14 protein-coding genes are annotated in these 13705 nt (G+C 44.5%); 1 reads left to right on the top strand and 13 read right to left on the bottom strand.

The genetic code is table 11. The features are described 5' to 3' along the window. Positions 1 to 23: 23 nt before the first annotated feature. From ABR189_RS25645 to ABR189_RS25585, 13 genes are all read right to left on the bottom strand, one after another. Positions 24 to 1154 (bottom strand): redoxin domain-containing protein, encoded by a 1131-nt coding sequence (locus ABR189_RS25645; protein ID WP_354663345.1) that lies wholly within the window; start codon positions 1152 to 1154, stop codon positions 24 to 26. A 71-nt stretch (positions 1155 to 1225) separates the two neighbouring features. Further along, the gene (locus ABR189_RS25640; RefSeq protein WP_354663344.1) at positions 1226 to 2308 is read right to left on the bottom strand and encodes a redoxin domain-containing protein; all 1083 of its coding nucleotides are present in this window, start codon (positions 2306 to 2308) and stop codon (positions 1226 to 1228) included. 25 nt (positions 2309 to 2333) lie between these two features. Further along, positions 2334 to 2927: a bifunctional phosphoribosyl-AMP cyclohydrolase/phosphoribosyl-ATP diphosphatase HisIE gene (hisIE, locus tag ABR189_RS25635; RefSeq protein WP_354663343.1), complete on the bottom strand. Its 594-nt coding sequence runs from the start codon at positions 2925 to 2927 to the stop codon at positions 2334 to 2336. Between the two features lie 90 nt (positions 2928 to 3017). Next, on the bottom strand, positions 3018 to 3773 hold the full coding sequence (hisF, locus tag ABR189_RS25630; RefSeq protein WP_354663342.1) for an imidazole glycerol phosphate synthase subunit HisF: 756 nt from the start codon (positions 3771 to 3773) through the stop codon (positions 3018 to 3020). 10 nt (positions 3774 to 3783) lie between these two features. Next, on the bottom strand, positions 3784 to 4938 hold the full coding sequence (gene hisA / locus ABR189_RS25625; protein WP_354663341.1) for a 1-(5-phosphoribosyl)-5-[(5-phosphoribosylamino)methylideneamino]imidazole-4-carboxamide isomerase: 1155 nt from the start codon (positions 4936 to 4938) through the stop codon (positions 3784 to 3786). Between the two features lie 3 nt (positions 4939 to 4941). Continuing rightward, on the bottom strand, positions 4942 to 5535 hold the full coding sequence (hisH, locus tag ABR189_RS25620; RefSeq protein WP_354663340.1) for an imidazole glycerol phosphate synthase subunit HisH: 594 nt from the start codon (positions 5533 to 5535) through the stop codon (positions 4942 to 4944). Between the two features lie 53 nt (positions 5536 to 5588). Then, the gene (gene trpA / locus ABR189_RS25615) at positions 5589 to 6380 is read right to left on the bottom strand and encodes a tryptophan synthase subunit alpha (RefSeq protein WP_354663339.1); all 792 of its coding nucleotides are present in this window, start codon (positions 6378 to 6380) and stop codon (positions 5589 to 5591) included. Positions 6381 to 6462: 82 nt separating this feature from the next. After that, positions 6463 to 7677 (bottom strand): tryptophan synthase subunit beta, encoded by a 1215-nt coding sequence (gene trpB / locus ABR189_RS25610; protein ID WP_354663338.1) that lies wholly within the window; start codon positions 7675 to 7677, stop codon positions 6463 to 6465. A 6-nt stretch (positions 7678 to 7683) separates the two neighbouring features. Further along, positions 7684 to 8319, bottom strand: a complete 636-nt coding sequence (locus tag ABR189_RS25605) for a phosphoribosylanthranilate isomerase (RefSeq protein ID WP_354663337.1) — start codon at positions 8317 to 8319, stop codon at positions 7684 to 7686. After that, positions 8316 to 9119: an indole-3-glycerol phosphate synthase TrpC gene (gene trpC, locus ABR189_RS25600; RefSeq protein ID WP_354663336.1), complete on the bottom strand. Its 804-nt coding sequence runs from the start codon at positions 9117 to 9119 to the stop codon at positions 8316 to 8318. The genes ABR189_RS25605 and trpC overlap by 4 nt, the downstream gene beginning before the upstream one ends. A gap of 49 nt (positions 9120 to 9168) precedes the next feature. Next, positions 9169 to 10161 (bottom strand): anthranilate phosphoribosyltransferase, encoded by a 993-nt coding sequence (trpD, locus tag ABR189_RS25595; RefSeq protein ID WP_354663335.1) that lies wholly within the window; start codon positions 10159 to 10161, stop codon positions 9169 to 9171. A gap of 149 nt (positions 10162 to 10310) precedes the next feature. After that, a complete protein-coding gene (locus ABR189_RS25590; RefSeq protein WP_354663334.1) occupies positions 10311 to 10880 on the bottom strand; it encodes an anthranilate synthase component II in 570 nt (189 codons plus the stop codon). A gap of 1 nt (position 10881) precedes the next feature. Beyond that, positions 10882 to 12291 carry an anthranilate synthase component I family protein gene (locus ABR189_RS25585; protein WP_354663333.1) on the bottom strand — a complete coding sequence of 470 codons (1410 nt, stop codon included), beginning with the start codon at positions 12289 to 12291 and terminating at the stop codon, positions 10882 to 10884. 259 nt (positions 12292 to 12550) lie between these two features. Between ABR189_RS25585 and ABR189_RS25580 the strand changes: the two genes are divergently transcribed. After that, complete coding sequence (locus tag ABR189_RS25580) at positions 12551 to 13681, top strand: acyltransferase family protein (RefSeq protein ID WP_354663332.1); 1131 nt, start codon at positions 12551 to 12553, stop codon at positions 13679 to 13681. Positions 13682 to 13705: the final 24 nt, after the last annotated feature.

Here is a 13705-nt window from a genome sequence, read left to right as displayed (position 1 = left end):
TTCATTTTATTAACCCAGTTATTTTATTTCATTAATTCTTCCAACTTTTCTTCCAGCTTTTCTCCACGCAGGTTTTTAGCAATGATCTTTCCCTTTGGATCGATCAGCACATTCTGGGGGATAGCACGTACACCGTAAAGGTCGGCCGCTGCATTTTTCCAGCCTTTCAGGTCAGAAACATGTGTCCAGGCAAGCTTATCAGCTTCTACTGCTTTCAGCCACTTGTCTTTATTATCATCCAGGGAAACACCCAGGATATCAAAACCTCTGTCTTTAAACTTCTCGTAAGCCTTTACCACGTTAGGGTTTTCCTGACGGCAGGGACCGCACCAGCTGGCCCAGAAATCTACCAGCAGGTATTTACCACGGAAAGCATCCAGGCCCACCATTTTACCCTCTGGGGTAGCTTGCGAAAATGCAAGTGCCGGTTGTCCTACTGCAGTTTTCTTTGCAGATTGCAGTCTTTTGGCAAATTCTTTACCAGAAGGAGAATTTCTGGCTTCTTTGCTCAATTTCTTGAAAGTTGGCTCTATTTCGGAAGGAACGATATCATAACCGGCCACCTGATTGATAACATACATCCCGATAGGTGTTCCAGGCGCCTTTTTCAGATAATCCTTCATGATTGCTTTCTGCTCATTGTCCAGCTCATCAAACTTAGCTTCCAGCTTCTTCATGCCCTCTTCATCTTTTGCCTGATACAGCTCACGGTATTCTTTCTGTAAAGCACTTGCTTTTTCATTCACCTCTTTCAGCTGGGTATTTAATGCCAGGTAAGCATCATTGGCCGGAGAACCTTTTACAGTAGCTTTGCTGATAGAATCCTGTGTAGTAATACTGATAGTACCTTTATCCAGGTAAACCGCCAGCATATCCCTTTTCATGGATACGGTCTTGGCAGCTTCCTGCTCTACCATCATCAGGCTGGCCAGGGTTGGCTCCTCGAGGGTACCGGAAAAAGTGAATTTACCATCTTTAACAAACGCGCTGTCTATCACATTCTCTCCACCCTTGCGCATTCTTAAAAAAACTTTAGCTGGCTTTTGTTCATGTGTCACGGTACCTTGTATGGTAAAAGGCTTACCTGCCTTTTTATCCTGTGCAAACAGGACTGCGGGAACTAAAAGTGCCGCAGCCAGGATTGATCTCTTCATTGGTTTTTATTTTTACGAATAACAAAATTGGTGAAATGCCGGGTTAATATCAATAGGAATGTGATAAACGGCTATTTCAACAACTGCGCCAGTTTTTCCTCCAGCGCCTTGCCCCTGAGATTACGGGCCACAATATTTCCCTTGGGATCTACCAGAAAATTGGCTGGAATAGACTGTACCCCATACTGTTGTGCTACCTCATTTCCCCATCCCCGCAGATCAGATACATGTGTCCAGGAGAGCTTATCCTGGTCAATAGCCCGCAGCCACCGGGATTTATCCTCATCCAGGGATACCCCCAGGATGGTAAAGTTCTTATCCTTGAATTTGTTATAAGCCTGTACTACATTGGGGTTTTCCTGACGGCAGGGACCGCACCAGCTGGCCCAGAAATCTACCAGCACATATTTACCCCGGAAAGAAGACAATTTTACCAGTTTTCCATTTACATCTTCCTGTACAAAATCGCCGGCAGCAATGCCCAGGGCGTTCGCTCTTGTACTTTTCAGGTATTCACCGGCCATTTTGCCATACTTGCCCTGTTGCATGGACTTATCCATTGATCCCAGCAGCTGCTCAAACTCTGCCGGATCTACCCTTGTCCGTAGTTCATTGATCAACAGCCAGAGGCTGGCAATATTACCCGGATGTTGTTTGATAAAATCTTTTCCCGTTTTCACTACCGCATCACTGAAGGTATCTGCCTTTTTACGGAAAGCCCCCTTCGCAGCCTCATCATCTCCCTGTATGCCAGCAGCCTCTGCATTCAGGGCAATAGCTTGTTTTATCAAAGGATCAAATGCCTTCTGATAAGCCTGCATTGCCTTAGTGTCTTCGTTACCCTTCACTGCCTCTGCCATAGGGAAAGAGGCTACTGCAGTAGTAAAAGTGATAGGTTCCTTACCGGATACAAACAACATGGGATAGTTCACATCCTGCAGGATGAGAGCATATACAGCCGGAGATTTGTCATTTTTCAACGTAAAACTGAACTGATCGTTCTTAATTACGACAGAATCATCAGGCAGGTTGTCTTCATCATCAAACAAATAAAGCGTTTTGCCACTAGCGCCTTTAATAGTGCCAGATACCTGTTGTGCCCATAAGTTTGCTGATAAGCATATACTTATCATCCATAAAAATAAATACTTCATGATATTCACTTTAGTGTAGGATCCTTTATTTATGTCTGCCTTCCAGCACCTTGATTACATCCGCCAGCTGATAACCTTTGGCCTGCAACAGGATAAGATAGTGGAATAATAAATCCGCAGATTCATTCAAAAACAAGGATTCATTGTTGTCTTTTGCTTCAATGACTACTTCCACCGCTTCTTCTCCCACTTTTTGTGCTACTTTATTAATGCCTTTGGCAAACAGCTGGGAGGTATAGGATTTTTCAGAAGGATTATTTTTGCGTTCGGCAATAATACTTTCCAGTTTGGCCAGAAAATCATTGCTTACATTTTTCTCATCCCAGCAAGTATCCGCACCGGTATGACAAACCGGACCCACCGGATTAGCCCTGATCAGCAGGGTATCTTTATCACAATCCACCTTAATATCCTGTACCAGCAGGAAATTTCCGCTCTCCTCCCCTTTGGTCCATAAACGGTTTTTAGACCGGCTAAAGAAGGTCACTTTCTTCTCTGCGATGGTCTTATCCAGGGCTTCCCGGTTCATATAACCCAGCATCAATACTTTAAGGGTAGCTGCATCCTGTATTACTGCCGGCACCAGTCCATCCGCCGATTTTTCAAAATCTATCTGCATATGCTTTATTAGTTTAGCGCAACAGCCTGCCTGTTGCGCCCGCTTTAATGATATTTATGCCGGCTATTTTTCAGATAGCCGGTAGTTGATTTAAAACCGGATATTTACTCCTTTATGATAAAGATAGGTTTTGAGTGCCGGTATTTCAATTTCCTTGTAATGGAAAATGCTTGCTGCCAGTGCCGCATCTGCCTGCGCTTTGTCGAATACTTCCACAAAATGCTCCATTGTACCTGCACCACCGGATGCAATTACCGGCACATTCAGATTTTGTGACAATAAAGCGGTGATATCCAGGGCAAATCCTTTTTTAGTACCATCATTATTCATAGAAGTAAGCAAAATTTCTCCTGCTCCACGGTTCACGGCTTCTTTAGCCCAGTCGTATGCCTTAATTGCTGTTTTCACTCTTCCTCCATTCAGGTATACATACCAATCATCATTCTCAAAACGGGTATCGATGGCCAATACCACACACTGACTGCCAAATTCGCGGGATAACTCGTCCAGTAATTCCGGACGCTTAAAGGCGGAAGTATTTACAGAAATCTTATCTGCCCCCGATTGCAATAAAATATTGACATCCTCTACTGAGGCAATACCGCCGCCTACTGTAAATGGAATATTCACATGACGGGCAATACGGCTCACCAGGTCCGACAGGGTTTTTCTCCGTTCATTGGTAGCGGTAATATCCAGAAATACCAGTTCATCCGCGCCCTGCTGTGCATATAAAGCACCCAGTTCTATAGGATCCCCGGCATCACGGATATTCTCAAAATTCACCCCTTTTACAGTTCTGCCATCCTTAATATCCAAACAGGGTATAATGCGTTTTGTGAGCATATAATTATTTTTACAAATAAGGCTTTAATTCTTCCAAAGCAAGGTGTCCTTCATAAATAGCTTTACCAATGATCACCCCACTGCAACCTGCTTCGTGCAAAGCTACCACATCCTCAATATTACTCACCCCGCCGCTGGCAATAAAATGAATATCCGCAAAGCGTTCCAGGATCTTTTTATATAATGGGATGGATGGTCCCTGCAATAACCCATCCTTGGCAATATCTGTACAGAAAATGTTACGTACTCCCTGTTCAATATTTGCTTCCAGGAAATCAAATACAGACAGTCCGGTAGTTTCGAGCCATCCTCCTACCGCAATTTTCTCCTCTTTTACATCTGCGCCCAGGAATATTTTATCCGGGCCATATTGTTTTACCCAGCTAAAGAACAGCGCAGGATCTTTTACTGCAATGCTACCTATGGTAGCTAATGCGGCACCACATTCAAATACAATCTCCAGGTCTTTTCCTGTTTTAATGCCGCCTCCGAAATCTACCGTCATACCGGTTTTGCCGGCAATATTTTCCAGCACGTTCCAGTTAACTACGGCCCCCTTTTTAGCGCCATCCAGGTCTACCAGATGCAAACGCTTCACCCCTATCGCTTCAAACGCTTTGGCTACTTCCAGCGGATGTTCGTTATATACTTTCTTTTGCTCATAATCGCCCTGTGTAAGCCGCACACATTTACCACCGATAATATCTATCGCGGGGATGATTTCAAAAGTTTTGGCGGCCATATTCTCTTTTACCTGTAATTCCATTCTACAAAAAATAATACCGTCTTTCTGAAAATAGTCGCCTGTTTTCCGAAAGCCCAGTTTGATATAAAAACTTTCCGCAGTATCGCGGGCATTGCACCATAAAATACCAATACGCTCCTTCCGGCAAAATTGTACCAGGTGCGCCAGCATACTACTGCCATATCCTTTTCCCTGACAAGCAGATGTAGTAGCCAGCTTCCGGAACTGGGCGCTGCCATTACCGGGAAACAGGGATACTACTGTCACCAAATGGTCCTGCTCATACAATCCGAAATGCAGGCCATCCTCATCATGTGCTACACGTACGCCATCCAGTGTTAATTGCGGATACAAAACATCCCTGCGCAAGGGCAGGGTATCTTCTACATTAATCCTTCTTATTGCCACTCCTGCCTGCATCCTTTATAGTTTCAAAAAGTTTTCAATAATACGCTGCCCGGCTTCTGCTGACTTTTCCGGGTGAAACTGCACTGCATAAAAATTATCCTTTTGCAATGCTGCACTGTAATTGATGACATAATTGGTAGTAGCTACCGTATCCGTACCTAATGCGGCATAATAGCTATGCACAAAGTACATGTAGCTGTTTTCCGGTACATGCTCAAATACAACACTATGTAAGCCCGTGATATTATTCCAGCCAATCTGAGGTATCTTCAAAGCATTTTCTACAGGCGATTCAAAACGTTTTACCGCCACATCAAAAACGCCCAGACAATCTGTATTATTCTCTTCAGAATGTTTGCATAACAATTGCATCCCCAGACAAATACCCAGCACGGGCTGCTGCAGGTTTACAATCAATTCATCCAACTTTCTTTCCTTCAGGTATTTCATGGCGGTACTGGCCTCCCCCACCCCGGGAAAGATCACTTTATCTGCTGCCTTTATCTCAGCAGCATCGTCTGTAACAATTCCCTGTACACCTATCCGCTCCAATGCAAACAATACAGAACGGATGTTGCCTGCGTTGTATTTTATGATGACCGTTTTCATGAATGATGAATTATCAATGATCAATGATGAATGACTTATCTCCCGGCCTTTACTTATACGGTGGGTACCGGCTGGCCAATAATACTTTTCACAAATCCTTTTACCGCCGCTTCCAGGTCAGGTCCCTGTTCCAGTGCCTTGATAAAAGCGGTACCAATAATAGCACCATTACTATATTGACAGGCATTGTCAAAAGTAGCTTTATCCTTAATACCAAAACCAATGAGTACAGGATTCTTCAGCTTTAAGTCCTGCAAACGCCGGAAATACGCCTGCTGGTCGTTCATGTTCTTATCTTTCCCGGTTGTAGAAGAAGAAGATACCGCATACACAAAGCCTTTACTTAATGCATCTATTTTCTGCATACGGGCATCACTGGTTTCAGGCGTTACCAGAAAAATGAGGTGTACATTATATTTTTCAAATATAGCTTTATACTCCGCTTCATATTCCCACATAGGTAAATCCGGTACGATGATCCCATCTACTCCTACCGCTGCGCATCTTTCGCAAAATGCCTCCACCCCAAACTGTAATACCGGATTGAAATATCCCATTAAAACAACAGGTACCTGGATTGTTTTCCGGAACCCTTCCAGTTGTGCAAACAAGGTATGAATACTCATCCCATTTTTCAGGGCTTTTGTGCTGCTGTCCTGGATAACCGGGCCATCCGCCAGTGGATCGGAAAATGGCATTCCCAGCTCTATCAGGTCGGCACCGGATTCCTGTAATGCAGTCATTATCCGCACGGTATCATTCAGTTCAGGAAATCCTGCTGTACAATATATATTTAAAACGCCCTGTTTTTTGTTAGCGAATAACTGATCTATACGATTTTGCATAACAATATTTTAAAGTTCTTTATCCGGATAGCTGTTACGTATATACGCGCCGGCATCTCCGGTTTCCTTTTTACCACGATGATTAATCGTGCCGTTTCATATTGCGGATATAGGTATCCAGGTCTTTATCTCCACGGCCCGACAAGCAAACGACCACTACATCATCCGGATTCAGGGGCAGGTCTTTCAACTTAGCCAGTGCATGTGCCGATTCCATAGCCGGGATAATCCCTTCCAGGAGGCTCAGTTCATAACCCGCCGCCAGCGCCTCCTCATCTGTAGCACTCAGGAATTGTGCCCGTCCGGTTTCATATAAATGTGCATGCAACGGACCGATACCGGGATAATCCAGACCAGCGGATATAGAATAGGGCTCTACAATCTGCCCGTCTTCCGTTTGCATTAACAAAGTTTTGCTGGCATGAATAATACCTATTTTGCCCAGCTGGGTAGTAGCAGCAGAATGACCGCTATGTACGCCTTTACCGGCAGCTTCTACCGCTACCAGCTTCACATCCGGTTCATCCAGGTAGTGGAAAAATGCACCCGCTGCATTACTGCCTCCGCCAATACAGGCTACTATATAATCAGGGTTGGCACTGCCTGTTTTAGCCAGCAACTGTTTTTTCATTTCTTCGCTGATCACCGACTGAAAGCGGGACACCATATCGGGATATGGATGCATCCCGGCAGCTGTGCCCAGGATGTAATGGGTATCTACCGGATTATTGATCCAGTCGCGGATAGCTTCATTACAGGCATCCTTTAAAGTTCTGCTGCCACTCAATGCCGGTACTACTGTAGCACCCAGCATTTTCATACGGGCCACATTAGGCGCCTGTCTTTCAATATCAATACTGCCCATATACACTACACATTCCAGTCCCATCAAAGCACACACCGTAGCAGTAGCCACCCCATGCTGACCGGCACCTGTTTCTGCAATAATGCGCTTTTTACCCAGGCGTTTGGCCAGCAGAATCTGACCTATTGTATTATTTACCTTATGGGCACCTGTATGATTCAGGTCCTCCCTTTTTAGATAAATATTTGCTTTATATTTTTCAGACAAACGTTTAGCCAGGTACAAAGGAGAAGGCCGGCCTACATAATCTCTCAGTAAGTCTTCAAACTCCTGTTGAAAAGCAGGGTCACTTAAGATCTCCATGTAGCGTTCCTGTAATTCTTCCACGTTGGGATACAGCATTTCCGGGGTATACGCTCCACCAAACCGTCCATAGTAGCCTTTTTCATCTACATGATATTTGGAGCCACTGGTATTCATCGCAATATCCATTGCCGTTTATTTTAAATATGATAAATGAATCTGTTTTACAAATTGTGTTACCTTTTGCAGGTCCTTCACGCCGGGACCCGTCTCAAATTTACTATTCACATCTACAGCATACAAGGCTGGCAGTTGTAATTTTTCTATGGCTGCGGCATCATCAGGACCAATGCCACCACTCAGAAAAAAAGGATGTGAAAAAGGATAGGTATTCAGCAGCTCCCAGTTAAACTGTTTTCCTGTACCACCATATAAGTGAACGGAAGCCGTATCAAACAGGAAATAATCTGTTACAGGGATGTAAGGGGCGACCTCTTTCTCCCAGTTTACGTTAGCTCCTATACGAAATGCTTTCATCACGGGTATTATCGCTTTCATACTGGCACAATATTCCGGTGTTTCATCACCATGCAACTGTACCATACTAAGCTGGTAGTCAGCGACCGTACGCTGTACCAATTGTATATCCGCATTGACGAATACGCCTACTTTCTTAATCCCGGAAGTTTCCCGTACCGTTCTGGCATCCAGCTTATTACCCACAAAGCGGGGGGATTTTTCATGAAAGATAAATCCAGCATAGTCTACCTGGTTATTCACCAGTTCATTCAGATCATCCGCCCTGGTAATACCACATACTTTTATTTTCATACCGCCGCCAGTTTTTGATGGAGCACCTGTACAAAGTTTTCAAATGCACGTGCAGGATCTTCTTGTTTCATAAAGTGCTCTCCGATCAAAAAGCCCTGGAAGCCGGCTTGTTTAAGCGTAACGATAGCAGCCGGATCATTGATGCCGCTTTCTGCTACTTTGCATTTGCCGGCAGGAATTTTAGGTGCCAGCTCGCAGGATCTGTTAAAATCCACTTCAAAAGTGATCAGGTCGCGGTTATTGACCCCTACAAGGTGCACATGATCAGTTACCTTTTCCAGCTGCGCTTCACTATGTACTTCCAGGAGTACTTCCAGTCCCAGGTTATGTGCAAAGGCAGCCAGGTGTGCCACTTCTGCTGCAGTAAGACATTCTGCAATCAATAAAATAACATCTGCCCCAATGGCTTTGGCTTCCAGGATCTGGTATTCATCGATTACAAAATCTTTCCGCAAAATGGGGATCTCATTATAGGTACGCGCCTGCTGCAAGTCATCTACGGATCCTCCGAAATATTTTTCATCCGTCAGCACAGACAAGCCTGAAGCTCCATAGCGGGTATAGGCAGTAGTTACCTGCTGCACCGTAACATTGCCATTGATCACTCCTTTGGAAGGGGAACGCCGTTTGAATTCGGCAATGATGCCTGTTTTAGCGGGTTGCTGTAAAAAATTGCACAGTGATAATGCACTTCGTTTAAACCAGGGCGCCTGTTCCAGCTCCTGTATGCTGCGCTGCTGTTTTTTAGCGGCTACTTCAATATGTTTATGCGCGACTATTTCGGCCAGAATATTTTTCATTTTACCTGTTTGCGGTGTTTTTAATTGTAGCAATCATCCTGTTCAGATTTTACTGCAATTCAATCAGTTTCTTAAAAGCGTTATGTGCAGCACCGGATTCCAGAGAGGTAACGGCTGCCTGAAAACAATCTGTATAGTCCTTGTACTGCCCCATCGCATATAAACCCATCGCGGCATTAGCAAATACTACAGAATTTTGTGCCCAGGTACCTTCACCCTTCAATATTTTCATAAATATCTTCGCTGCGTCTTCCACAGAATTACCGCCATAAATATCTTCCGGATGCACCTTTCTTTTACCCAGCTCTTCCGGAGTCCAGTCTTTTTCTCCCTTGTTGGTAATAATCCGGGTATCTGCCGTCAGGGATATTTCATCATATCCATCCAGGCTGTGCACAATAGCGTACTGCTTATCGGTTTGCTGGAACAGGTAATTATATACCCTCGCCATTTCCAGGCTGTATACCCCTATCAGCTGTGACTTAGCCAATGCAGGATTTACCAGGGGCCCCAGCATGTTAAAGAAAGTACGGATCCCCAACTGCCGCCTTACCCCGGCCACATGCTTTAATGCCGGATGGAATAAAGGTGCATGCAGGAAACATACGCCGGCAACATCCAGCTCTGACTGCAGCTTGGCATCGTCATTTTTAAACTTGTATCCTACGGACTCCATCAGATTGGAAGCTCCGCTGATGGAAGATACCCCATAGTTACCATGCTTGGCCACTTTTGCCCCTGTACCAGCTACCACAAAGCACGACAAGGTAGAAATATTGAACGTATTTTTTGCATCCCCGCCGGTACCTACGATGTCCAGCACATCGTAACCATTCAGGTTCACCGGAATACACAATTCCAGTAAAGCATCCCGGAAACCCAGTAATTCGTCAATGGTGATACTGCGCATGAGGAAAACGGTCATAAAGGCTGCCAGTTCACTTTCGTTGTAGATGCCCTTCGAAATGTTCACCAACATATCTTTGGCGGCACTCCGGCTGAATGTTTTATGTTCAAAAAGATAATTGAGTATTTTTTTCATGGTGTGTTGTTTTAGCTATTAGCAGTTAGCTTTTAGCCTTTAGCTGCGAAGATGGTGTTATAATTGCCAGGTAATACTTTCTTACTGTTGTTTCTCTGCGGTACTATTGTTTTAATTAAAGCTAATAGCTAACCGCCAACAGCTGATAGCTACTTTCCCAGCCAATTCCTCATAATCTTTTCTCCTTCCGGAGTAAGTACACTTTCCGGATGGAATTGTACCCCGCTTACATCGTATTTCTTATGCTGCAGTGCCATAATATAGCCATGTTCATCTTTAGCGGTAACGAGCAGTTCTTCCGGTAAGGTACTTTCGTCCACTACCCAGGAGTGATAACGGCCTACTTCCAGCTGTCTGGGCAGGTTTTTAAACAAGCGGCCTTCTTCCGCAATAATATTGATATTGGTAGCTACCCCGTGATATACTTCTTTAAGGTTGGTTAAGCTGGCACCAAACGCCTGCCCTATCGCCTGTTGCCCAAGGCACACGCCAAAAATTGATTTAGTGGGGGCATATTCCTTGATAAGGGGCAATAACAAGCCAGCCTCTTCGGGAATCCCAGGACCTGGTGATAAGATGATTTTATCAAAATCATTTACTTTTTCTAACGGAATTTCATCATTGCGGAATACCGTTACTTTACCATCAATGATTTTTTCTACCAGGTGAACCAGGTTATAGGTAAAGGAGTCGTAATTATCGAAAACCAGAATGTTCATGTCAGATTTTTTGTGCCAGCAGAATGGCCTGTTTTAATGCATTTAATTTATTACCTACTTCGTCCAGTTCGGAAGAGGCGACCGATTGCGCCACAACACCGGCTCCTGCCTGATAGTAGAGCGTATTATCCTTGCTAAGGATAGAGCGGATCATGATGGCATGATTAAAATCGCCGTTAAATCCTACAAACCCAATACATCCACCATAGAAGCCACGTGCAGTAGGCTCATATTGATCGATGATTTCCATAGCCCTGTATTTAGGTGCTCCGGACAGTGTACCTGCCGGGAAGGTATCCGCCAATATGGTAAATGGATTGATATCCTTTGGTATTTGTCCCGTTACCTCACTTACCAGGTGGATAACGTGTGAGTAGTATTGGATCTTACGATAAGAATCTACCTGCACTTTACTGGCGTGGCGGCTAAGGTCGTTACGCGCCAGGTCTACCAGCATTACATGCTCTGCATTTTCCTTCGGGTCCTGCAATAATTTATCAGCCAGGATTTTATCCTGTTCATCATTGCCTGTACGGCGGAAAGTGCCGGCTATCGGGTGCATGGTTACCTTGCCATTCCGGATCACCAGCTGTGCTTCCGGAGAAGAACCCATTAATTTATAATCGCCGTAATCAAAGTAAAAGAGGTAAGGAGAAGGGTTAATAGAGCGAAGGGCACGGTATACATTAAATTCATCACCCCGGTAATCCTGCTGGAAAGCGCGGGAAAGTACTACCTGGAAAACATCTCCGCGGAAGCAATGTTTTTTTCCCAGCTCCACCATTTGCATATATTCCGCATCGCTCATATTGCTTCGTTCTTCTCCCAGGGCTTCAAAAGGGTAACCGGGAGAATCTTTGTGCCGGATCAGTGACTCTACCAGTTCAAACTCACTATCCATCCCCTCTACCTGGTTTTCACATAAATACAGCTCATCTTTAAAATGGTTGATGGCAATTACATACTGATAAAAACGGTACCGCATCAACGGGATCGTATTGCCTTGCTGCTTATCTTTATTAAATGCTACGGTTTCAAAGAATTGTACCGAGTCAAAAGTGCTGTAGCCAAAGAGTCCTTCTATGCCCGGTACCGGCGACTTTCCCGTAAAGGAAAACCCTTTGATAAACTGCTGCATTTCATCCAGCACACTTTGGCGGTTTTTTAATTGCTTCTTTTCTACAGGAAGATTAGGGTATTTGAATTCAAACTCGCTGGTAGAAGTTACCTCAATACCTGCAATCGGCTTGATACATATAAAAGAAAAGCTGTTTGCACTGGCACGGGAGTCTGTGCTTTCCAGCAAAACAGCACCGGGGAACTTATCTCTCAGACGCAGATAAATGCCCACCGGCGTGAATATGTCCGCCAGCATTTGTTTGGATCTCGTTTTTACTTGAATAGTACGCATGATCTATATTAAATTTCCTGTGAGCTTGATTAAAAGTTGAAAAGTAAGGTGTAAAAAAACAAAAGGCCCGCTGTAACAGCGAGCCTTCCAAATATATTTCTAAACGAAACATGGTTATGCAACACTGCAATCAGGATCTGATTCCGTGCCACCACCACATTTTATTTATCATGCTATTTTTCATATCGAAAGCAAATATCCGAGGTTTTTTTTCAAAATGCAAATTTTTTATTTTCTATCTTATCGAAAATTTTTGAACGTGTCTACTCCCCTTTTACCTGTTACCGACAATAAAACCAAGCTGCAACGCTTGTTGTCATTGGATTTTCTGCGTGGCTTTATCATGGTGCTGCTTGCTTTTGAAGCAGCCGGATTATACAAGCGGCTCAAGAATGTGACTGATAATTCCTTTTTACAAGGAGTTTTAGAACAATTTGAACACCATCCCTGGCATGGTTTACGCATGTGGGACCTGGTACAACCGGCCTTTATGTTTATGGCTGGTACTGCCATGGCTTTTTCATTGACCCGCCAGGATAGCCAGGGTGTGCCCTGGGGACAGCAAGCCAGGAAAACACTGACCCGCTCCTTCTGGCTGTTTTTCTGGGGAGTACTGGATTACGCAGTACGCGGAGAAAACCTCTCTTTTGAGCTATGGGATGTGCTTACCCAATTGTCTTTTACCACGCTGGTAGCTTTTCTGATATTCCGCTGGAATTTTAGTGCACAGATTGTTTTCAGCCTCGGACTATTATTATTAACAGAGTGCCTGTACCGGTTTACCAACATTCCGGGCTTTGACCAACCTTTTACCAATCAGCATAACTTCGGGAATTACATGGATCAGGTGCTGATGGGCAAAATCAATCGTGGTGGCTGGGTGGCTATTAACTGCCTGCCTACAGCTGCACATACCATCTGGGGGGTATTAGCGGGTAAATTATTACTACAGGACCGGCCTGCCCGGCAAAAACTCCAATACCTGTTTCTGGCAGGGGCTGGCTGTTTTATAATGGGTTATGGTCTTGACTGGCTGAATATTACGCCTATTATCAAACGGATCGCCACCTCTTCCTTTACCCTGGCATCCGGTGCCTGGTGCCTCTGGGCATTACTGGCCTCCTATGCCTGGATTGATGTGCTGAAACATCCCCGCTACCTCAGTTTCTTTACGGTGATAGGTATGAACTCCATTTTTATCTACCTGTTTTTTGAAATTGTGGGCCACCGGTGGTTTAATGAATATGTGGGCGTAATCGTAAACGGTTTGTTACAACCGCTTTCCATGAGCGAAAACTGGATAAAGGTAGTAGCCGCCCTCGTCATATTTGGCCTGGAATGGGGTATGTGCTACTGGCTGTATAAGAAGAAGATATTCTTCAGGGCATAAAATTTATCTCATTTACATAAAACA

This window comes from Chitinophaga sp. H8 (genome assembly GCF_040567655.1).
GTDB lineage: Bacteria > Bacteroidota > Bacteroidia > Chitinophagales > Chitinophagaceae > Chitinophaga > Chitinophaga defluvii.
The sequence above is the reverse complement of the archived record's forward strand: the minus strand, read 5'-3'. Positions and strand labels throughout refer to the sequence as shown.

Excerpts from the sequence above, each read along its gene's own strand:
- hisH (WP_354663340.1), bottom strand. The coding sequence starts at position 5,535 with ATGAAAACGGTCATCATAAAATACAACGCAGGCAACATCCGTTCTGTA.
- trpD (WP_354663335.1), bottom strand. The coding sequence starts at position 10,161 with ATGAAAAAAATACTCAATTATCTTTTTGAACATAAAACATTCAGCCGG.
- hisIE (WP_354663343.1), bottom strand. The coding sequence starts at position 2,927 with ATGCAGATAGATTTTGAAAAATCGGCGGATGGACTGGTGCCGGCAGTA.
- ABR189_RS25645 (WP_354663345.1), bottom strand. The coding sequence starts at position 1,154 with ATGAAGAGATCAATCCTGGCTGCGGCACTTTTAGTTCCCGCAGTCCTG.
- ABR189_RS25590 (WP_354663334.1), bottom strand. The coding sequence starts at position 10,880 with ATGAACATTCTGGTTTTCGATAATTACGACTCCTTTACCTATAACCTG.
- hisA (WP_354663341.1), bottom strand. The coding sequence starts at position 4,938 with ATGCAGGCAGGAGTGGCAATAAGAAGGATTAATGTAGAAGATACCCTG.
- trpB (WP_354663338.1), bottom strand. The coding sequence starts at position 7,677 with ATGGATATTGCGATGAATACCAGTGGCTCCAAATATCATGTAGATGAA.
- ABR189_RS25585 (WP_354663333.1), bottom strand. The coding sequence starts at position 12,291 with ATGCGTACTATTCAAGTAAAAACGAGATCCAAACAAATGCTGGCGGAC.
- hisF (WP_354663342.1), bottom strand. The coding sequence starts at position 3,773 with ATGCTCACAAAACGCATTATACCCTGTTTGGATATTAAGGATGGCAGA.
- trpA (WP_354663339.1), bottom strand. The coding sequence starts at position 6,380 with ATGCAAAATCGTATAGATCAGTTATTCGCTAACAAAAAACAGGGCGTT.
- ABR189_RS25640 (WP_354663344.1), bottom strand. The coding sequence starts at position 2,308 with ATGAAGTATTTATTTTTATGGATGATAAGTATATGCTTATCAGCAAAC.
- trpC (WP_354663336.1), bottom strand. The coding sequence starts at position 9,119 with ATGAAAAATATTCTGGCCGAAATAGTCGCGCATAAACATATTGAAGTA.
- ABR189_RS25605 (WP_354663337.1), bottom strand. The coding sequence starts at position 8,319 with ATGAAAATAAAAGTATGTGGTATTACCAGGGCGGATGATCTGAATGAA.